At 69.9% G+C, this 19,182-nt stretch carries 13 protein-coding genes and 2 pseudogenes; 1 reads left to right on the top strand and 14 read right to left on the bottom strand.

Features of this window, described 5'->3' with window-relative positions; all coding sequences use genetic code 11:
- Positions 1 to 364: 364 nt before the first annotated feature.
- The 14 genes and pseudogenes from ABD481_RS39240 to ABD481_RS39175 all read right to left on the bottom strand — a co-directional run bounded on the left by ABD481_RS39240 (position 365) and on the right by ABD481_RS39175 (position 18,371).
- Positions 365 to 1,357, bottom strand: coding sequence for a M48 family metallopeptidase (locus ABD481_RS39240; protein ID WP_344670960.1), 993 nt, complete (start codon positions 1,355 to 1,357; stop codon positions 365 to 367).
- Positions 1,358 to 1,470: 113 nt separating this feature from the next.
- Entirely contained in the window at positions 1,471 to 3,051 is a 1,581-nt protein-coding gene (locus ABD481_RS39235; RefSeq protein WP_344670959.1) for an NADH-quinone oxidoreductase subunit N, read from the bottom strand.
- Position 3,052: 1 nt separating this feature from the next.
- Complete coding sequence (locus ABD481_RS39230; protein WP_344670958.1) at positions 3,053 to 4,663, bottom strand: complex I subunit 4 family protein; 1,611 nt, start codon at positions 4,661 to 4,663, stop codon at positions 3,053 to 3,055.
- 7 nt (positions 4,664 to 4,670) lie between these two features.
- Positions 4,671 to 6,866: an NADH-quinone oxidoreductase subunit 5 family protein gene (locus ABD481_RS39225; RefSeq protein ID WP_344670957.1), complete on the bottom strand. Its 2,196-nt coding sequence runs from the start codon at positions 6,864 to 6,866 to the stop codon at positions 4,671 to 4,673.
- Positions 6,863 to 7,246 carry an NADH-quinone oxidoreductase subunit NuoK gene (gene nuoK / locus ABD481_RS39220; RefSeq protein WP_344670956.1) on the bottom strand — a complete coding sequence of 128 codons (384 nt, stop codon included), beginning with the start codon at positions 7,244 to 7,246 and terminating at the stop codon, positions 6,863 to 6,865. The genes ABD481_RS39225 and nuoK overlap by 4 nt, the downstream gene beginning before the upstream one ends.
- Before the next feature lies 1 nt (position 7,247).
- The gene (locus ABD481_RS39215) at positions 7,248 to 7,865 is read right to left on the bottom strand and encodes an NADH-quinone oxidoreductase subunit J family protein (protein ID WP_344670955.1); all 618 of its coding nucleotides are present in this window, start codon (positions 7,863 to 7,865) and stop codon (positions 7,248 to 7,250) included.
- Between the two features lie 914 nt (positions 7,866 to 8,779).
- Positions 8,780 to 9,430: pseudogene (locus ABD481_RS39210) on the bottom strand (NuoI/complex I 23 kDa subunit family protein); the annotation flags it as partial.
- Positions 9,430 to 10,398 carry a complex I subunit 1/NuoH family protein gene (locus ABD481_RS39205; RefSeq protein WP_344670954.1) on the bottom strand — a complete coding sequence of 323 codons (969 nt, stop codon included), beginning with the start codon at positions 10,396 to 10,398 and terminating at the stop codon, positions 9,430 to 9,432. The gene ABD481_RS39205 and the pseudogene ABD481_RS39210, both read right to left, overlap by 1 nt.
- On the bottom strand, positions 10,395 to 11,192 hold the full coding sequence (locus tag ABD481_RS39200) for an NADH-quinone oxidoreductase subunit C (protein WP_344670953.1): 798 nt from the start codon (positions 11,190 to 11,192) through the stop codon (positions 10,395 to 10,397). The genes ABD481_RS39205 and ABD481_RS39200 overlap by 4 nt, the downstream gene beginning before the upstream one ends.
- A 292-nt stretch (positions 11,193 to 11,484) precedes the next feature.
- Positions 11,485 to 12,027 (bottom strand): annotated as a pseudogene (locus tag ABD481_RS39195) (NADH-quinone oxidoreductase subunit B); the annotation flags it as partial.
- Positions 12,018 to 12,446, bottom strand: coding sequence for an NADH-quinone oxidoreductase subunit A (locus ABD481_RS39190; RefSeq protein WP_344670952.1), 429 nt, complete (start codon positions 12,444 to 12,446; stop codon positions 12,018 to 12,020). The pseudogene ABD481_RS39195 and the gene ABD481_RS39190, both read right to left, overlap by 10 nt.
- 110 nt (positions 12,447 to 12,556) lie before the next feature.
- The gene (locus ABD481_RS39185) at positions 12,557 to 16,624 is read right to left on the bottom strand and encodes a protein kinase domain-containing protein (protein ID WP_344670951.1); all 4,068 of its coding nucleotides are present in this window, start codon (positions 16,622 to 16,624) and stop codon (positions 12,557 to 12,559) included.
- Between the two features lie 93 nt (positions 16,625 to 16,717).
- Complete coding sequence (purE, locus tag ABD481_RS39180; RefSeq protein WP_344670950.1) at positions 16,718 to 17,230, bottom strand: 5-(carboxyamino)imidazole ribonucleotide mutase; 513 nt, start codon at positions 17,228 to 17,230, stop codon at positions 16,718 to 16,720.
- Positions 17,223 to 18,371 carry a 5-(carboxyamino)imidazole ribonucleotide synthase gene (locus ABD481_RS39175; protein ID WP_344670949.1) on the bottom strand — a complete coding sequence of 383 codons (1,149 nt, stop codon included), beginning with the start codon at positions 18,369 to 18,371 and terminating at the stop codon, positions 17,223 to 17,225. Before ABD481_RS39175 ends, purE begins: the two co-directional genes overlap by 8 nt.
- A 175-nt stretch (positions 18,372 to 18,546) precedes the next feature.
- Here ABD481_RS39175 and ABD481_RS39170 point away from each other — a divergent pair, with 175 nt between their 5' ends.
- Complete coding sequence (locus ABD481_RS39170) at positions 18,547 to 19,125, top strand: GtrA family protein (protein ID WP_344670948.1); 579 nt, start codon at positions 18,547 to 18,549, stop codon at positions 19,123 to 19,125.
- The last annotated feature ends 57 nt before the right edge of the window (positions 19,126 to 19,182 follow it).

Genomic DNA, 19,182 nt, shown 5'->3' with positions numbered 1-19,182 from the left:
CCGCCTCGTCGGGATCCTGCACGGCTGCCTGAAAACCGGCACCCTCTACGACGAAGCCACCGCCTGGACAAACCAGCACGAACCCATCACCACTTGACAGCCCTAACTCCAGGGATGTCTTTGACCTTGGTTTTCACCCACAGCGCAGCAGTTCTCGGAGCCTGACCGCACCACCCACCCGAGGACCGCAACTGACCAGTCAGCACCATGGCCGAAGGTCGTCAAAAAAGCCTTCAACCCCACCACCAACCGCACCCACCAACACCAAAAAACCAGCACCCAAACCACCACCACGTAGGTGACCGTGAAGTCGGGAGTGCAACAAACCACCCACCCCCTCACCCCACCCCCTCACCCCACCCCCCTACCTCCGAGCCCAAGCCGTAACCTGCCCCGCCAACCAAGCCGCCCCCGGCGCCAACTCCGCCTCAATCCGCTCCGCCCTCCCCGCATCCACCCGCACCGCCCCCACCCTCAACTTCCGCCGCCGCTCCCCCCGCTCCCGCAACATCCGTATCCGCAAATGCGTCGGAGGATGCGTAGCATCCGCACAAGCCCCCCGCGCCGCATCCTCCACCGCCAACCGCTCCCGCTCCTCCCCCGGCAACCCCGCCGCGAAATCCGCGACCAACCGCCAAGGATGCGAAGGCACCCGCGCGTCGACCGCCCGATGCAGCATCTCCATTGCCGCATGCGACGTCGGCAGTTGCTCCAACGCCCCGATCATCGCCTCGGTCCCCGCGATCTCCGCAGCAAGCTGATCCGCGAGATACTCCGCCCTCGGCTGCGACCGCCGATAAATACTCTCGCCCCCGCGATACACCAAATGCAGCGGCACGATCACATCCACCAGATTCCGCAGCTTCGGCGGCCGGCTCCGCAGAATCCGCGCGGACGTCAGCGGATGCGCCACCTCGTACCACCGATGCAACGTATCCAGCGCCGTCACCCCCACCAACCGCCGCTGAAGACTCCCATCCACCCCATGCGCGACCTCGTGCGCCAAAATCGCCAACCGCTGCTGCGGCGTCAGCACCGTCCACAACGGCACCCCAATACTCAACCGCCGCTCACCACGCCAGCCATAAGCACCCGTAGCCGCGTTGCCGCCAGTAGTGAGCGTCACAAGATCCACAGCCCGAGCACCCTGACGCGCCGCTATCTCATCGAGCAGCCCGTACAACTCCGGCGCATCAACCCGCTCCACCACCCGCACATCGTCATCAGCCTTCGGAATCCGAGGCCGCAGCGTGTACGCCAAATACATCAGCATCGGCCCGAAAAGCCACCCGGCCACAGTCCTTGGCAACGCCACCACCAGCACCAACCCAGCGGCCAGCACCACCACCGTCCCCATATGCACAGCGACCGCAAACCCCATAGCCAAGAACCGATACGTCCGGCTCGGCCGCAGATCCTCGACCCGGACGAGCCTGCGGAACAACCGCTCGGCTCTCCGGTCCGCCGCTCTCAGAACGCTCCCAGCGCAGGCTGCGGCCACACCGACAACACGACCGCAACGAGCACCGTCAACCCGATCGCAATACGCAGCGTCGTCGGCGTCCTCCCAGCCTCGACACCCGCAGCCGCAGCCGCACCCGCACCCGCACCCGCACCCGCTCCCGCTCCCGCTCCCGCTCCCGGCACCGAAACCCCACCCGGCACCACAAACAACCGCGCCGCCCAAGCAAGGTAGTAATACAGCGCCACAACGACATTCACCGCCATAACCACCGCAAGCCACACCAAATGCGACCCAGCAGCAGCCCCGAAAACCGCCACCTTCGCGAACAACCCCATAACCCCCGGCGGCAACCCCGCCAAGCACAACAAGAAGAACGCCAACGCCGCCGAAGCCAACGGCCGCGTCCGCACCAACCCCCGATACCCCTCCAACCCCGTACCACCCCGCACCGAATGAACCACTGCGAAAGCGCCCAAGTTCATCGCCGAGTACATGATCAAGTAAGCAATCGAAGCATTGACATGCTTCACATAAGAAACCGGATCATGCGCCGCCAACGGCACCAAAATGTACCCAGCCTGCGCGACCGTCGACCACGCCAACAACCGCACAGCATCCGTCTGCCGCAACGCCACCAAGTTGCCGACCGTCATCGTCAACGCGGCCAGCACAGCCAACAACGGCCCCGTCTTATGCAGCAACGGACTGAAAGCAGTACCAGTAAGCAGAATCAACCCCGCGAACCCCGCCGCCTTCGACACCACCGACAAGTACGCCGCAATCGGCACCGGCGCACCGGCATACGTATCCGGCGTCCAAAAGTGGAACGGCACCGCGGAGACCTTGAACCCGAAGCCCACCAACGTCAGCCCGACACCGAGATACGCCAGATGCCGAACCGGTCCGCCCTGCACCGCAGCCAGATGCAGCGCGACCGGACCGAAGTGCACGTTCCCCGTGACCCCATAAACCAGGCTGATCCCGAACAGCATCACAGCGGTGGACGCCACCGACACCAAGAAGAACTTCAACGCCGCCTCGGACGACCGCCCGCTCCACCGCTTCAACCCCACCAGAGCGAACGCCGGCAGCGACACCGTCTCCAACGCGATCGTCAGCGAGATCAGATCCCGCGACCCGGCCAGCACCAGCACCCCGGCCACCGACGACAGCAGCAAGAAGTGGTACTCCCCGGTCGGAATCCGATCCCGCCTCATCGACGAAGCCGACATCAGAACCACCACGAACGCCCCGGCCAACGCGATGAACTGGAAGATCAACGTGAACCGGTCGGCGATGTAGCTACAGGTCTCCGGCATCAGCGCCATGGTCTTCGGCCCGGACGCATACATCCCGATCGCGCTCTGCGGCATGCAGAACGTGCCATGCGTCCGTCCCGGCCACAACGCCAGATCCGGCGCCGCCGCCCCGGCCAGCACGGCCAGCGACAGCCACGACACCACGTGCTTGAAGCGCGGAGCCAGGAACAGCTCGGCGATCAGCACCATCACCGCGCCGGCGGCGACCACCAGCGGAGCGGCGATCTGCGCGTAGGAGATGTTCTGGACGAGGGAGGCGACCGCCACGTCAGACTCCCTTCATCAGGACTTGGACAGCAGGATTGGTGATGCCCAGCAGCATGGCCGGCCACAGCCCGGTGGCCAGCGTCAACAGGACCAGCGGGCTCCAGGTCACGGTCTCGACGGCGGTCAGCTCGGTCATCTCAGGCGCCTCGGCTGCCTCGGCTGCCTCGGCTGTCTCGGCCGAACTCCCGTCGGCATCCGAATCAGTACCCGACCCGACTCCCGACCCGACTCCCGACCCAACCCCCACAACCGCCGCCGGCCCCATGCAAACCCGCCGCACAACGGCCAACAAATAAGTCGCGGTCAGCACCAACCCCAACCCCGCGACCGCCGCCATAGCGATATACGACCCCTGCCTTAACCCGGACCCGGGCCTGGTAGCCGAGAACAACGCCAGCACCTCGCCCCAGAACCCGGCCAGCCCAGGCAGCCCCAACGACGCCATAGCCGCAAAAGCAAGCAGCACACCGTACTTCGGCGCCCTCCGATAGAGCGCACGCCCGAGATCATCAAGCTTCGCCGAGTGCATACGAACCTTGAGACCACCGACCAAGAAGAACAGCAGCCCGGTAATCAGCCCATGCGCCACCGAAGCGAACAGCGCCGCGTTCATCCCGACCGGCGTCAACGACCCGATGCCCAGCAGCACAAAGCCCATGTGGCCGATCGACGAGTACGCGATAAGCCGCTTCAGATCGCCATCCGGCTTGCGCACGATCGACAGACACGCCAACGACCCGTAGATGACCCCGACAACACCGAACGCGGCCAGCGCCGGAGCATACGTCGGAGCAGCCTGCGGCAGAATCGGCACCGCGATCCGAACGAACCCGTAAGTACCCATCTTCAGCAGCACCCCGGCCAACAGCACCGACCCGGTGGTCGGCGCCGCCGTATGGGCGTCAGGCAGCCACGTATGCAACGGGAACATCGGCGTCTTCACCGCGAACCCCAGCGCGATCAACGCGAACGCGGTCAGCGCCGCGCCCTTGGGCACGTCCGAACGCGCATGCGCCGTGAGCCACGCGATGTCGAAGCTGTCGGCGTAGGCGAACACCACCAGGAACCCGACGACCATGACGGCCGAGCCGAGCAAGGTGTAGAGGATGAACTTGGTGGCCGCCGCCTTGGCGCCCTCGCTGCCCCAGTTCGCGATCAGCGCCCACATGGGGAGCAGCACGATCTCGAAGAAGATGAAGAACAGAATGAGGTCGCCGGCCAGGAAAGTGCCGAGCACGCCGATCTCCAGCATGAGCAGCAGGGCCGTATAAGACCTCTGGCTCCCGCCGTCCGGCACGTGCCTTATGGAGTAGAAGAAGCACAGCGCCGACAACAACGCGGTGAGCAGGACCAGCGGGAGCGAGATCCCGTCCACGCCGAGCTGGAACCTGACGTGCAGGGCCGGGATCCAGTTCCAGTCCACGCGGCCCTGGTAGCCGGTCTTGGCGTAGTCGAACACGCAGGCCAGCACGATCGTCAGGACCAGCACGGCGGCGCCGGTGTAGAACCCGAGGCGGGTGGCGAGCCGTTCGGCGACGGCCCGCGGGAGCGCGTACAGCGCGACGATCCCGGCGAGCGGGACCAGCAGTGTCGCCAGCAAGAGGGCGTTCATCGCTTCCCTACCTTCCGAATCCGAGGGCGGCGGCGATGACGACGACTCCGGTCAGCACCCCGGTGAGGTAGAGCTGGACGTTGCCGGTCTGGAGCCGCCGCAGACCCTCGCCGAGGGCGCGGGAGGCGGTGCCGCTGCCGCGGACGTAGCCGTCGACGACTTCGGCGTCGAGGAAGACGACGGCGTCGGCGGCGAGCTGGACCGGGCGGACGGCGACGGCGTCCTGGAGGTCGTCGGCGTGGAAGCCCTCGCGGGCGGGCCGGCGGAGAAGGCCGAGGACGCGGTTCGGGTCGGTCCCGGGCTTGGCGCGCAGCGCGCTGAAGACCAGCGCGAGGCCGAGCAGCAGGGCCAGGACGGCGAGGAGCGTGGAGAGCGGGGCCGGGCTGAGGCGGTAGGCGTCGGCGGGCTGGATCAGCTTGCCGGCCTCGGCGGCGGCGGTGCGGTAGGCGTTGCCGTCGGCGTCGCCGAGCCAGGAGGCGAACCAGCCGTGGTTGAGGCCGACGAAGCCGAAGACCGTGGTGATCGCGGCGAGGACGACGAGCGGGCCGAGTTCGGCGAGGGGGGCTTCGGGGCCGGTTCTGGGTTTGCCCGCGCCCTCACCCGCGCTCGCAGCGGCACCTGCGCCCGTGCCCTCCTCCACACCAGTACCCGCACCAGCACCCACACCCACGACCGCGCCCGGTTCGGACTTCGCCTCCTCGGAGGCGGCGACCAGGGCTTCCAGAGCGGCCGCACCGGTTTCCGAGGCTGGAACGATTGTTTTGGCGACCTCGGCTGCGGCTTCAGCAGGCGTCTCAGCAGCCTTACGATCCCGGCGCAGCCAGACCCGGTCCAGCGGCACAAAAAGCATCCACCAAGTGCGCAGGCAGTAGGCGGCGGTGAGCAGGCCGGTCAACAACGTCGCGATCAGGACCAGCCAGCCGATGCCGCTGGGCGGCGTGCCCAGGACCGACTTGGCGGGACCGCTCTGGGTCGCCGTCTCGTAGGCCACTCCGGCGATGGACTCCTTGGAGAAGAAGCCCGAGAACGGCGGGAGGCCGGCGAGCGCGGCCAGGCCGATCGTCGTCGTGACGAACGTGACCGGGAGCTTGCGGCGCAGGCCGTGGGCGTTGAGCTCGTCGACGTTGCCGGTGCCGGCCTTGTGGATAACGACGCCGGCGGCGAGGAACAGCAGCGCCTTGAAGCCGCCGTGCGACATCAGGTGGAAGACCGCGGCGTCGCGGCCGCCGGCCGCCAGCGCGGCGACCATCAGGGCGAGCTGGCTGACCGTGGAGTAGGCCAGGATCCGCTTGAGGTCGCGCTGCGCGAAGGCGGACAGCGCGGCGGTGACGGCGGTCAGGGCGGCGGCGATCGCGAGGATCCACAGGGCGGCGGGCGTCACCAGGAACACCGGGTAGAGGCGGGCCACGACGTAGACGCCGGCCGCGACCATGGTGGCGGCGTGGATCAGGGCGCTGATGGGCGTGGGGCCGGCCATCGCGTCCGGGAGCCAGGTCTGGAGCGGGATCTGGGCGCTCTTGCCCATGACACCGCCGATCAGCAGGATCGCGCCGGCCGCGGTGTAGCCGTGGCCGCCCTGGTGGATCGCGTGCTGGACGATCGGCTCGACGCGGAAGCTGCCGGCGCCGTGGGCCAGGAACAGGATGCCGAGCAGGAACGGGACGTCGCCGAACTTGGTGACCAGGAACGCTTTGATGCTCGCGCTGCGGGCCTCGGGGCGCTCCCAGTGATGGCCGATGAGGAAGTAGGAGCAGGCGCCCATGACCTCCCAGCCGACCAGCAGCAGCAGGAGGTCGGTCGAGTAGACGACGACCAGCATCGCGGCGGTGAACAGCGAGATGAGGGCCGTGTAGGAGGTGTAGCGCTCCTCGTGGGCCATATAGGTCACGGAGTAGAGCTGGACGGCGGTGGCGACGACGCCGACCAGGACCGCGATCAGCGCGGCGAGGCCGTCGACGCGGGCGCCGAGCCAGAGCTCCGGCCCGCCGGTGGCGGCGTAGCGGACGCGCGACTCGGTGGCGGCGCCGGTGCCGTGGCCGAACAGGACGACGAAGGTGAGGACGGCCGCGGCGGCGGTGGGGACGACGGCCAGCGCCGGCACGGCCTTGCGTCCGCGCTCGGTGATCGAGACGGCCGCGAGGGCGGCGGCGGACGCCAGCGGGAGCAGGGGGATCCAGAGCGCCACGGTGCTCGCTTGGCTCACTTGGCCACCGCCTTGTCGTTCTCGGAGGCCGCCGGCGGCGTCGGGGACGGCAGGCGCTTGAGGCCCAGGGCGCCGTCCTCGCCGAGCTCGCGGGCGTCGTCGATGGCGGCGGTGCCGCGGTTGCGGTACAGCATGAGCACGATCGCCAGGCCCAAGCCGGTCTCGGCGGCGGCGACGGTGATGAGGAAGATCGTGAACACCTGGCCCATGCCCAGCCGGTCGCGCAGCAGGGCGGAGAAGGTGACGAGGTTCAGGTTGACGGCGTTGAGCAGCAGCTCGACGGCCATCAGCACGGCGACGGCGTTGCGGCGGACGAGCATGCCGTAGACGCCGACGGCGAACAGGAGCGCGGCGAGGGTGAGGGGGGAGACGGCGTGCATGTCAGACCTCGGCCTCCGGGGTGGGGGACTGCTCCGTGAGGGCCTGGGCCGCAGGGGCCTGGTACTGGTCCTGGTACTGGTCCTGGTCCGAGACATCGCGCCGGGAGAGGACGATCGCGCCGACGAGCGCCGCGAGCAGCAGCACGGACAACACTTCGAACGGCAGCACCCAGTACTGGAACAGGCTGGAGCCGACGGCCTTGGCCGTCCCATCGGCGACGACCGCGCGCGGATCGAACCACGTGCTGCGAACCGCGTCAGCGATGACGGTGACCAGAACCCCGGCCGTGGCCAGCCCGACAACCAGCGCGGCCCAACGGTTGTTGGAGTCGAGCTCGGTGGTACGCCCGATCGGCGCCCGGGTCAGCATCAACCCGAACAACAGCAGCACCGCAACCGCACCGACGTAGATCAGCACCTGCACCCACGCGACGAACTCGGCGGCAAGCAGGAGATAGCACCCGGCCAGCCCACCGAGCGCGACGACGAGCCACAACGCGGCGTGCACGAGATTGCGAACGGTGACGGTCAGCACAGCGGCACCGAAGGTGAGGAGACCGACGAGGATGAAGGTGATCTCCACACCGGTGGTGGAGCCGAGGGCCCGGGTGGTGGTCATCCGCCGGCCTCCGGGGTGGACTCCGGAGTGTCCTCGGGCGTGGGGGACGCCGGGGGCTCGGAGGGGGCCGCGGTTTTGCGCGGGCGGGGCTTGGGCTTCGGCTTGGGGGGATCGGCGCCGGAGGCGGGGGCGGGGGCGAGATCTGGGTCGGGGGTCAGGTCGGGGGTCGGGGTGGCTTTGCGGGGGGTGGATTTGGTGGTTTTGGCGGCGGTGCTCTTGGAGGCGGCCGACTTGCGGGGGCGGGCGGCTTTTTTGGCGGCCGGCTTCGGCTCGGTGGATTCGGTGGACTCGGCGGATTCGGTGGACTCGGTGGGCGGCTGGTCGCTGGTGGCGACCGGCTCAACCGAAGCCTCTGAATCAGCAAGCGACTCAGCCGCAGCAGCTTCAGCGACAGACTCTTCGCTCACAGCCTCCGGCTCAACCTCGACCAGCTCGCTGACAGCAACCGACTCAGCCGACTCGACTGCTTCGGCGCTCGGCTCAGCGGCAACAGCTTCAGCCACGCTCGCAGCTTCCGGCTCCGAACCAGCAGGCGACTCGACCACTTCGGTGCTCAGCTCAGCGGCAACAACATCAGCCGCAGCTTCTTCGCTCACAGCCTCCGGCTCAACCTCGACCAGCTCGCTGGCGGCAACTGGCTCAGCCGAAGCACCAGCAGGCGACTCGACCACTTCGGCGCTCGGCTCAGCAGCAACAGCTTCAGCCGCGCTCGCAGCCGCCGCAGCCTCCGCAACAGCCCCAGCATCGATCGGCTGCGTCACCGCCGCAGCGGCAGCCGCAGCCGCGATTTCGTCCTTCAGCGCCGCCGACAATTCCTTACCCGGCAGCGGCTGGGTCGGGGCCTCGACCGTGATCTTCGGGATCTCGGCGGTGTCGTTGATGTCGTCCGGGCGGATCTTCGGGATTTCCGCTGTGTCTGCCTCGGGCGGGCGCGGTGTGGCCGGGGTGCCGCCTTCGGGGCTGGGCGCTAGGGCGGCTGCGGCGGCGCGGTCGGCGGCTGCCTTCGCTTCGGCGGCGGCTTGCTTCTCGACTGTTTTGCGGGCCGCGGTCACTTCCTTCGCGGGTTCTGCGTTCTCCGCGTGGGGTGGCGGGACCGGGACGGTCCACATCCAGTCGCGGAGGCGGTCCTTCTCGTGGAGGAGGTCGACGATGTCGAATTCGGCGTACTCGAACTCCGGGGACCAGAACAGGGCGTCGAAGGGGCAGGCCTCGATGCAGATGCCGCAGTACATGCAGAGGCTGTAGTCGATCGCGAAGCGGTCCAGGACGTTGCGGGTGCGGTCGCGCTGGCCCGGTTCGGCGGCGGGGACTACTTCTTTGTGGCTGTCGATGTAGATGCACCAGTCGGGGCATTCGCGGGCGCACAGCATGCAGGAGGTGCAGTTCTCCTCCAGCAGGGCGATGACGCCGCGGCTGCGGGGCGGCAGGTCCGGTTTCACGTCCGGGTACTGCGCCGTCACCGAGCGGTGGGTCATCGTCTTCAGCGTCGTGGCCAGGCCCTTGGCCAGGCCCGCGCCCGGCAGGCCGCGCTTGTCGGGCTTGTCGGCGCTCTTGCCCTCGCCCATCAGACCACCTTCAGGATTCCGGTCAGCGCGATCTGCGCCAACGCCAGCGGGATGAGCGTCGTCCACGCCAGTTTCTGCAACTGGTCCTCGCGCAGGCGCGGGTAGCTGACCCGCAGCCAGATCACCAGGAAGGCCAGCAGCAGGGTCTTGGCCAGGGTCCAGAACCAGCCGAAGCCCGCGGCTCCGAGCCCGAGGTAGAAGGGGCCGCGCCAGCCGCCGAGAAAAAGGACGGTGGTGAGCAGCGCCAGGACCACGATGCCGGCGTACTCGGCCAGCAGGAATAGGGCGAAGCGGATGCCGGTGTACTCGGTGTACGCGCCGAAGATGATCTCGGAGTCGGCGACCGGCATGTCGAACGGCGGGCGTTGCAGCTCGGCCAGCCCGGAGACGAAGAACACGAACAGGCCCATCACCTGCCACGGCAGCCAGTACCAGTGCCAGGCCGCGGCGATGCCGGTCAGGGACAGCGTCCCGGCGGCCATCGCGACCGAGGCGGCGGCCAGGATCATCGGCAGCTCGTACGCCATCAGCTGGGCCGCGCTGCGGATGCCGCCGAGCAGCGAGTACTTGTTCGCGCTGGCCCAGCCGGCCATCAGCGAGCCCAGCACCCCGACGCCCATCACCGCGAGCACGAAGAACAGGCCCGCGTCCAGGTTCCGCCCGACCTGCGTGCCGGGCCCGATCGGGATCGTCACCAGCACCACGAGGTACGGGATCAGAGCGACGGCCGGCGCCAGCTGGAACACGCGGCGGTCGGCGGCGGCCGGGACCACGCTCTCCTTCTGCGCGAACTTCACGCCGTCGGCGACGAGCTGCGCCCAGCCGTGGAAGGCGCCGGCGTACATGGGCCCCACGCGGGACTGCATGTGCGCCATCGCCTTGTGTTCCATCTGGCCCACTAGCAGCGGCACGACCAGGAAGAAGCCCAGGATGATGGCCAGGCGGACGACGGCGTCCGTGACGGTCATGCTCCGCCTTCCTGTCGTGCGGCGGAGTCGTCTTCGGGACCGGTTTCGGGACGGGTTTCGGGGCGGCCTTCGGGACGCCCTTCGGAACCGCCGCCGGCCCGCGCGTCGGAGGACGCCTGCGGAGCCTCCGGCAGCGGCTTCAGCCAGCCGTCCGGGACGCCGGGCGGCACCATGCGGCGGCGAGTCGCGGCGGGCTTGCCACCGGCCCGGCCAGCAGCAGCACCGCCGGCAGCGCCGCGAGCAGCGGCACCGCGGGCCGCGCCGGCACCGGCGCCGGCGCCGGTAGCCGTAGCCGTGGCAGCAGCAGCGCCGTGCGAACCGCCACCACCGCCCTCACCCGGCTCCTTGACCCCCGGCCACTCCTTGGCGACCCGCGCCGCCAGCACGAAGTCCTTCCGCAGCGGATGCCCGTCGAACCCGTCGGGCAGCAGCAGCGGGATCAGGTTCGGGTGCCCGGTGAACGCGACCCCGAACATCTCGGCGGTCTCCCGCTCGTGCCAGTTCGCGCCCCGGTAGACCCCGACCGCCGACGGCAGCACCGCCTTGTCCTGCGGGATGCGGGTCCGGATGAGCAGCCGCGTCGCCTTCTCGTCGCCCTCGATCTTGGCGACGTGCGCGAACACGTCGAACCCGGCGTCCTGCTCGTCGACGGCGGACAGCCAGTCGAAGAACGTATAGCCGTAGTCGCGCGCGCGCTCAAGCGCCGCCAGCCAGTCCTCGGGCGCGACGGTGACGGTGCGCTCGCCGAAGGTCTCCTGGACATCGCTCCAGGTCTCGGCCTCGTGCTCAGTCATCGTCGGGGTCCGGCTTCTGGTTGAGGATGTTAAGGCCGATGTCGCGGGAGCGCCTCAGCTCCTTGGGATAGCGCCGGTAGAAAAGCTTCGGCGGCTTCGGCTTCTCCACGATGGGGAGCATCACCGTCGGGGCGTCTTCGCGCGGTGGGAGCAAGGACACCGGAGCCTGTGCCGTGGCGATGATGTCCGCGATCGTCTTAGAGGATGCCTTAGCGTCGGCAGTCTCTGTAGTTCCCTTGGGGAGCTCTTTAGTATTGCGGCGCGTAAAGGGAAGGCGCGGCGCCTTGCGCGGGTCGCGACCGCTATAGCGCGCGGCGAGGTCTTCCCCCGCGATCTTCTCCTGAAGCTTGATGATGCCCTGGAGAAGCGCCTCGGGGCGGGGCGGGCAGCCCGGTACATAGACGTCCACCGGGATGAGCTGGTCCACGCCCTTAGTCACACAGTACGAATCCCAGTAGGGCCCGCCGCAGTTGGAGCAGGAGCCGAAGGAGATCACGTACTTGGGCTCGGGCATCTGGTCGTACAAGCGCTTCACTGCCGGGGCCATCTTGTCCGAGACCGTTCCGGACACGACCATGAGGTCGGCCTGGCGCGGGCCCGGCGCAAAGGGGATGACGCCGAGGCGGATGAAGTCGTGGCGCGCCATGGAGGTGGCGATGAACTCGATCGCGCAACAGGCCAGGCCGAAGTTGAAGACCCAGAGGGAGTAGCGGCGTCCCCAGTTGAGAACCACGCGCATGGGCTGCGGCGCGGCACTGTTGAGGAGCCCTAAGGCGGCGCCGCTTCCACTGCTCTGCGGAGCACCTACGCTGGGAGTCGGGAGGTCTACAGCCATTCCAGCACACCCTTCTTGTAGGCGTAGAGCAAGCCGACCGCGAGGAAGCCGAGGAAGACGAACATCTCCGCGAGCGTCGTGCCCTTGAAGCCGGGAGCGGCGAAGATGGTCGCCCAGGGGAACAGGTATACGGCATCCACGGCAAAAATCGCATAGAGGAATGCGTATACGTAGTACCGGACTTGAGTGTGCGCCCATCCCTCGCCGACCGGGTCGACGCCGCATTCGTAGGTGAGGAGCTTCTCGGGGCTCGGCGCATAAGGCCGGAGCAGGCGGTTCGCACCGAAGGCGACCGCCACGAAGGCCACACCCAGGAGCAGGAGGATGCCGACCACGGAATAGGCGCTGAAATAGCTGCCGTCACTCCCCGCGCTCGCCGCGTTTCCGGCCGCTGTGACCGCCGGTCCATGCCCTGTCATAGGTGACAGGTTAGTGGTCCGGGCGGGCCGCGTTGAGCACGGCACCGTCCAGTGGACGGGTGAGCGGACCTCCGGGCGGGCCGGGACCGATCGTCCCGGCCTGCTCGACGTCAGGCCTTTGCCGCCTCCAGCAGCCAGTGGTTGTTGCTCCAGACCACCGAGAACGTCCGCGTGCTGGCGTTGCCGGTGGGCGGCGGGTCGTCGACGGTCACCAGCATGGTGGTGGCGTTCGTGCCCGGCTTCGTCGCCGTCACCTTGCGGCCGCGCAGATAGGCGGCGTCGATCGTGGACCAGTTGTCCTTGAAGTACTTCTCACACATCGCCAGCGGGTCGCCGCTGCCGTCCCAGCCCGCCTTCTTGGCCGCACCCTTCTGCGCGGAGGTGGTCTGGGAGGTGCAGACCGTCTTGAAGTCGCGGTCCGCGGCGGCGCCGTAGAGGCCGCGCAGGACCACGTCCTTGGCGCCCGCCTCGCCCTGAGCTCCGCCGATCGCGCCGGCCGCCGACGACGTCGAGGGCTGCGACACGGGGGTGGAGGCGGCCGGGGTGCCGGCGGAGGTGGAGGCGCCGTCGGCCGGGGGTGCGACGGCGGTGGTGGAGGCGGCGGGGCTCGGCGTGCCGCCACCGCCGGAGAGGGCCAGGACCGTGCCGCCGACACCGGCCACGACCAGCACCGCGGCGCCGGCGATGACGCCGATGCGCTTGTTGCGGGACCAGCCGCCGGGGGTGTCGCTGTCGTGCAGCGTCGGCTTCGGGCCCGCCGGGTAGGCGCGGTCGGGCGAGAGCGGGGGGCGCTGCTGCTCGGGCGCGCCGTAGGGGGAGGCCATGGACGGTGGGAGGGGGACCACGGTCATGTGGCTGAGTGGGTTCTGCTGTGCGTTCTGCGGTGAGTTGTGTGGTGGGTTCTGCGGTGAGTTGTGTGGCGAGTACTGGTGCGGGGGCTGCTGGGGCTGCTGTCCGAATTGCTGAGGGGGCTGCTGTGCGAATGGCTGAGGAGGTTGCTGTCCGAACGGCGGCTGGGGTTGTTGCGCGAACGGCTGCTGAGGTTGTTGCGGGAACGGCTGCTGCGGCTGGGCGGAGTACGGCGGGGCGGCCGGGGCAGGCGGCGGAGGCTGGTGGGCCGGGGCGCCGGCGGGAGCGGTGAAGCCCTTGGGCGGCGTCATCGGCTGCTGGAGGTGGGGCGGGATGGGCGGGGCGTGGTGGATCTGGGTGGCCGGGGACCAGGTGGTGCTCGGGACGTCGGTGCGTGCGGTGGCGTCGAGGTCCGGATTGAAGTCGCTCTTGGCGGTCGGCGGGGCTTCCTCGGGCGCGGGAGCGTCGGACGGCGGCGCGGGGGCAGGGAAGCCGAAGCCGGTGGCGAACGCGGGTTCGGCGATCGAGGGGATGCTGACCGACGGCGGGGCGCTCGGGGTGGTGGTCGGTGTGGTGGTCGAGGCTGTGTCGTCGAGGTCGGGATCGCGGTCGGGATCGCGGTCGGTGGGGGTGACCGCTGGGATGTTGAACTCGGTCGCGAAGGTCGGGGGCGCGATCGAAGGGATGCCGACCGAGGCCGAGCTGGCGGGCTTCTCCTCGGGCTCGGAGTCCGAACTGGTCGGGGTCACCGCCGGGATGTTGAACTCGGTGGCGAACGTCGGCGGGGCGATCGACGGAATGTTGATGGAAGCCGAGCTCGCGGGCTCGTCTTCGGGCTCGGAGTCCGAGCTGGTCGGAGTGACCGCTGGGATGTTGAACTCAGTCGCGAACGTCGGCGGCGCGATCAACGGGATGTTGATGGAGGCCGAGCTCGCAGGCTCGTTTTCGGGCTCGGAGTCCGAGCTGGTCGGAGTGACCGCTGGGATGTTGAACTCGGTCGCGAAGGTCGGGGGCGCGATCGAGGGGATGCCGACCGAGGCCGAGCTGGCGGGCTTCTCCTCGGGCTCGGAGTCCGAACTGGTCGGGGTCACCGCCGGGATGTTGAACTCTGTCGCGAAGGTCGGCGGGGCGATCGACGGGATGCCGACCGACGGCTTCTCTTCGGGATCGGGATCGGTCGGGCCGGCGGCGGGGATGTTGAACTCCGTTGCGAAGGTCGGCGGCGCGATCAAGGGGATGCCGGGGCCGTCGGCGGGGGCGCCGGCTGGGGCTGGAGCTTCGGCCTCGAGCGCGGTGGCCTCGATGGTCAGCTCGGCCGACTCGGAGAGCTTCTTCGCCTCCTCGCCGATCGGCCGGAAGCCCGGCGGCAGGCCCGGGATGACCGGGGTCTGCGGCTCGTCGTCCCAGGGAGAGGCGGCGGGCTGCTCGGCCTCGGCCTGCGGCGACGCGGCGGCGTTGGCGGCCGAAGCGGCGACCCAGGCAGGCGTCTGCGGGTCGGCGGGGCCGGACGGGTTCGCGGCGCCGGGCGGGCTGACGATGGTCGGCATGTCGCTGCCGGACGGACCGGACGGGCCCCAGGCAGGACCGGTCGGCTGGGGGCCGGCGGTTCCCCAGACCGGTTGGGCGCCGGAGGGAGGGCTCTGGCCTGCGGCGCCCCAGGCGGGCTGGCCATCAGGCGCAGGCTGGCTCGGCGCGGGAGCCGGACCACCAGCAGTACCCCACACCGGTTGCGCACCGGGAGGAGGGTTCTGACCAGCAGTGCCCCAGGCGGGCTGGCCATCAGACCCGGGCTGACCCGGCGCAGGAGCCGCGCCACCAGCAGTCCCCCAAGCAGGCTGGCCACCACTGGTTCCATCAGATCCGGGCTGACTCGGCGCAGGAGCCGGACCAGGACCACCAGCAGTCCCCCACACCGGCTGAGCACCGGGAGGAGGGTTCTGACCAGCAGCACCCCAAGCAGGCTGACCACTGTTCGTACCGCCAGGCCCAGGCTGACCAGCCGCGGGAGCCTGGCCACCGCCAGTGCCCCAACCGCCGCCGGTCCCGTCAGGACCAGCCTGGCCGCCGGTGTTCCCCGGCCCGTACTGGCCCGGCCCGGAAGCCGGACCCTGCGCCCCAGCTCCAGCTCCAGCCCCGACCCCAGCCCCACCCTTCCGCCGCAAAAATCCGCCCAGCCCCCCGCCGCTCTTGCTCCCGCTCCCGCTCCCCCCAGCCGCCGTCCCGCCCGCTGGCGCCGCCGGCGGCATCAGCGTCTGCCGGACCGAAGCCAGCTCCACCTGGCGGGAGGCCAGGTCGCGGGATATCGCCGGCGGCAGCCAGCCGGTCACGTCGGTGCCGGGCAGGGGTGGGATGCCCTGGCCGCCTCCGTCGAGGGCGGCGCGGCACATGTCGACCAGTTGGGAGGGGGTGGGGCGGGCGGCCGGGTCCTTGGTGAGGCAGGCGCGGGCGATGTGGGCCAGGGCCGGTTCCAGGCCTTCGAGGTTGGGGGCGTGGTGCTCGACGCGGTAGAGGATGCTCATCGCGTTGCCGTCGCCGAAGGCGGTGCGGCCGGTGGCCGCGTAGACCAGCATGCCGCCGACCGCCCAGACGTCGGCGGGGGCGCCGACGTCGGCGCCGGCCACCTGCTCCGGGGCCATGAAGCTGGGGGTGCCCAGGCGCATGCCGGTGCTGGTGAGCATGCTGGCGTCGACGGCGCGGGCGATGCCGAAGTCGATGACGCGGGGCCCGTCGGAGGCGACCAGGACGTTGGCCGGCTTCAGGTCGCGGTGGACGATGCCCGCGGTGTGGATGGCTTGCAGCGCCAGGCCGATGCCGACGCCGAGGTGGGCCACCGAGCGGGGGGCGAAGGGGCCGGCGAGCTGGACGGCGGAGCTGAGCGGCGGGCCGGGGATGAAGTAGGAGGCCAGCCACGGGGTGGCGGCGGTGGGGTCGGCGTCGGTGACCGCGTTCACGAACGGGGAGTGGACCGCGCGGGCCGCCGCTATCTCGCGGGTGAAGCGGCGGCGGAAGTCGCTGTCGGTGGCGAAGTCCGGGCGCAGCACCTTCAGCGCGTAGGCCGGGCCGGAGGGGGCGAAGGCCAGGAAGACGTGTCCCATGGCGCCCTGGCCCAGCCGGCCGCGGACCAGGTACGGGCCGATCTCGCGGGGGTCGGCGTCGAGCAGCGGCTGGATGTTGCGGGAGACGATGCTGCCCGCGCCCAGGCCCCCGAAGGTGCCGCCGGGGGCTCCGGCTGCTCCGGGGGCTCCGGGTGCTCCTGATGCTCCGAGTCCTCCGGGGGCTCCCGGCGCTCCAGCTCCACCGGGTCCCGGGCCCGGCCGGTTGGCGTCCACTGAACTGCTCCCCCTCGTCGTCGCGGGCGCAGGACCGCCGACTGTGATGCGTCCGGCGGCCCGCCCCGTTGGGAAATACCCCCTGCCGCCCGCCTACTCTGCCCTAAGCGCGCGCAGCGCCGCACCCTTGGCCGTGGCCTGGGCGTTCAGATCGTCCTGGAACGCGCGCATCGCCCCGAGCAGCTCCAGATCGTGCGCGGCCAGGATCCGGGCGGCCAGCAGGCCGGCGTTGCGCGCCCCGCCGACCGACACCGTGGCCACCGGCACCCCGGCCGGCATCTGCACGATCGACAGCAGCGAGTCCATGCCGTCCAGGTACTTCAGCGGCACCGGGACGCCGATCACCGGCAGCGGCGTCACCGAGGCCAGCATGCCCGGCAGGTGCGCGGCGCCGCCGGCGCCGGCGATGATCACCTTCAGGCCGCGCCCGGCGGCGTTCTCGCCGTAGGCGATCATCTCGCGCGGCATCCGGTGCGCGGAGACCACGTCGACCTCGTGGGCGACGCCGAACTCGTCCAGTGCCTCGGCCGCCAGCCGCATCACCGGCCAGTCGGAGTCCGACCCCATGACGATCCCGACCAGGGGCGCGGCGCCCGGCTCACTCATCGATCTCTCCTCGCAGGTACGCGGCGGCGTGCCGGGCCCGTTCGACGGCGTCGCCGACCGTGGTGCCCAGGACGTTGACATGCCCGATCTTCCGGCCGGGCTTGACGCCCTTGCCGTACATGTGGACCTTGACCCCGGGGTCGTGGGCCATCACGTGCTTGTAGGCGGGGTAGACCTCGGGCAGGTCCAGCCCCAGCACGTTCGCCATCACCACCACCGGCGCCACCGGCCGGACCTCGCCCAGCGGCAGGTCCAGCACGGCCCGCAGGTGCTGCTCGAACTGCCCGGTAACGGCGCCGTCCATGCTCCAGTGCCCGGAGTTGTGCGGCCGCATCGCCAGCTCGTTGATCAGCACCTCGCCGTCCGGCGTCTGGAACATCTCCACCGCCAGCATCCCGGTCACCCCGAGCTCCTTGGCGATGGTCAGCGCGACCCGCTGTGCCTCCAGCGCGGCGGACTCCGGCAGCCCGGGCGCCGGGACGTAGACCTCGCGGCAGATCCCGTCGATCTGGAGCGACTCCACCACCGGGTAGGCCGCGGCCTGCCCGTGCGGGGAGCGGGCGACCTGCGCGGACAGCTCCCGCACGAACGGCACCTTGGCCTCGGCCAGCAGCGTCACGCCGCGCTCGGCGGCGCCGGCCAGCACGTCCTCGGCCTCGGCGAGGTCGTCGACGACCCAGACGCCGCGGCCGTCGTAGCCGCCGCGCGTGGCCTTCAGCACGTAGGGGAAGCCGACGGCCGCGCCGAAGTCGGCGAGGTCGTCCCTGGTCGCGACCAGGGCCCAGGCCGGGCAGGGCAGGCCGAGCTCGGTGAGCTTCTGCCGCATCTTGCCCTTGTCCTGCGCGTGGACGAGGGCGTCGGGGCCGGGGCGGACGGCCACGCCGGCGGCCTCCAGCTCGTGCAGGTAGTCGGTGGGGACGTGCTCGTGGTCGAAGGTCAGCACGTCGCAGCCGTCGGCGAACTTCCTCAGCACGTCGAGGTCGTCGTGGTCGCCGATCATGGTGCCGGGCATCACCAGGGCGGCCGGATCGTCGGGGCGCTGGGCCAGGACGCGGAGGTTGACGCCCAGGCCGATGGCCGCTTGCTGCATCATGCGGGCCAGCTGACCGCCGCCTACTACGCCTACAACGGGGAAGTTCACTGCCTAAGAATATCTGGACAGTTGAGGGGCTCCATAGCAGGACGAACCACCACGAATGGGTGGACGGCATCGTCACAGCTACGTAGCAGTGAGTAGATTTAACGCAGGTTTGGCGTCCGCCCGTCGATCCTTCTGAGAAGGGGACGGTACCCTCGGTGCGCTAGGAGAAAACCCGATGGAAGACAGGTGGCCCGCGGTGACGGTCGTGCGTTCGCTGTACAACCGGTTCGAGCACCTCGTCCACGAGCTGTCGAAGTTCGGGATCGTCGGCGCTGTCGCGCTGGTCGTCAACATCTCCGTGCTCAACGCGATGCTGCTGGCCGTCAAGGACAAGCAGATCTACGCGACGGTCGCCTCGACCGTGGTCGCGACCTGTGTCGCCTATGTGGGCAACCGCTACTGGACCTACAAGGACCGCGACAAGATCGACCGCCGCCGGGAGATGTTCCTCTTCTTCCTGATCAACGGCGTGGCCGCGGTCATCGAGGTGATGTTCGTCTTCATCGCCAAGTACGGCCTGGGCCAGGACGGCCCGCTGGCGGTCAACATCGCGAAGTTCGCGTTCGGCATGCCGGTCGGAATGCTGTTCCGCCTGTACTGCTACCGGACGTTCGTCTTCCCCGAGGGCTCCACCCTGGACGACGACGTCGTGGTCCCGGCCACCGCGCACACGCCGCTCTACCCGGCCGGCCACCCGCTGCACGTCCCGCACGGCCACCGGCAGCAGCCGGTCGCCGAGACCGCGTCGCACTGACGCCGGCCCGTCCAGCCAGCCGCCCCAGCCGTCTCGACCGAACCAGAAGACCCCGCC

The sequence above is a fragment of the Catenulispora yoronensis genome, assembly GCF_039531695.1.
GTDB lineage: Bacteria > Actinomycetota > Actinomycetes > Streptomycetales > Catenulisporaceae > Catenulispora > Catenulispora yoronensis.
This window is presented reverse-complemented; position numbering and strand designations above follow the sequence as displayed.

Bases quoted from the DNA above. Each gene is read 5' to 3' on its own strand.
- ABD481_RS39205 (WP_344670954.1), bottom strand. From the start codon at position 10,398: ATGACCGTCACGGACGCCGTCGTCCGCCTGGCCATCATCCTGGGCTTC.
- ABD481_RS39215 (WP_344670955.1), bottom strand. From the start codon at position 7,865: ATGACCACCACCCGGGCCCTCGGCTCCACCACCGGTGTGGAGATCACC.
- ABD481_RS39230 (WP_344670958.1), bottom strand. From the start codon at position 4,663: ATGAACGCCCTCTTGCTGGCGACACTGCTGGTCCCGCTCGCCGGGATC.
- ABD481_RS39170 (WP_344670948.1), top strand. From the start codon at position 18,547: ATGGAAGACAGGTGGCCCGCGGTGACGGTCGTGCGTTCGCTGTACAAC.
- ABD481_RS39190 (WP_344670952.1), bottom strand. From the start codon at position 12,446: ATGACAGGGCATGGACCGGCGGTCACAGCGGCCGGAAACGCGGCGAGC.
- ABD481_RS39240 (WP_344670960.1), bottom strand. From the start codon at position 1,357: ATGGGGACGGTGGTGGTGCTGGCCGCTGGGTTGGTGCTGGTGGTGGCG.
- ABD481_RS39200 (WP_344670953.1), bottom strand. From the start codon at position 11,192: ATGACTGAGCACGAGGCCGAGACCTGGAGCGATGTCCAGGAGACCTTC.
- nuoK (WP_344670956.1), bottom strand. From the start codon at position 7,246: ATGCACGCCGTCTCCCCCCTCACCCTCGCCGCGCTCCTGTTCGCCGTC.
- purE (WP_344670950.1), bottom strand. From the start codon at position 17,230: ATGAGTGAGCCGGGCGCCGCGCCCCTGGTCGGGATCGTCATGGGGTCG.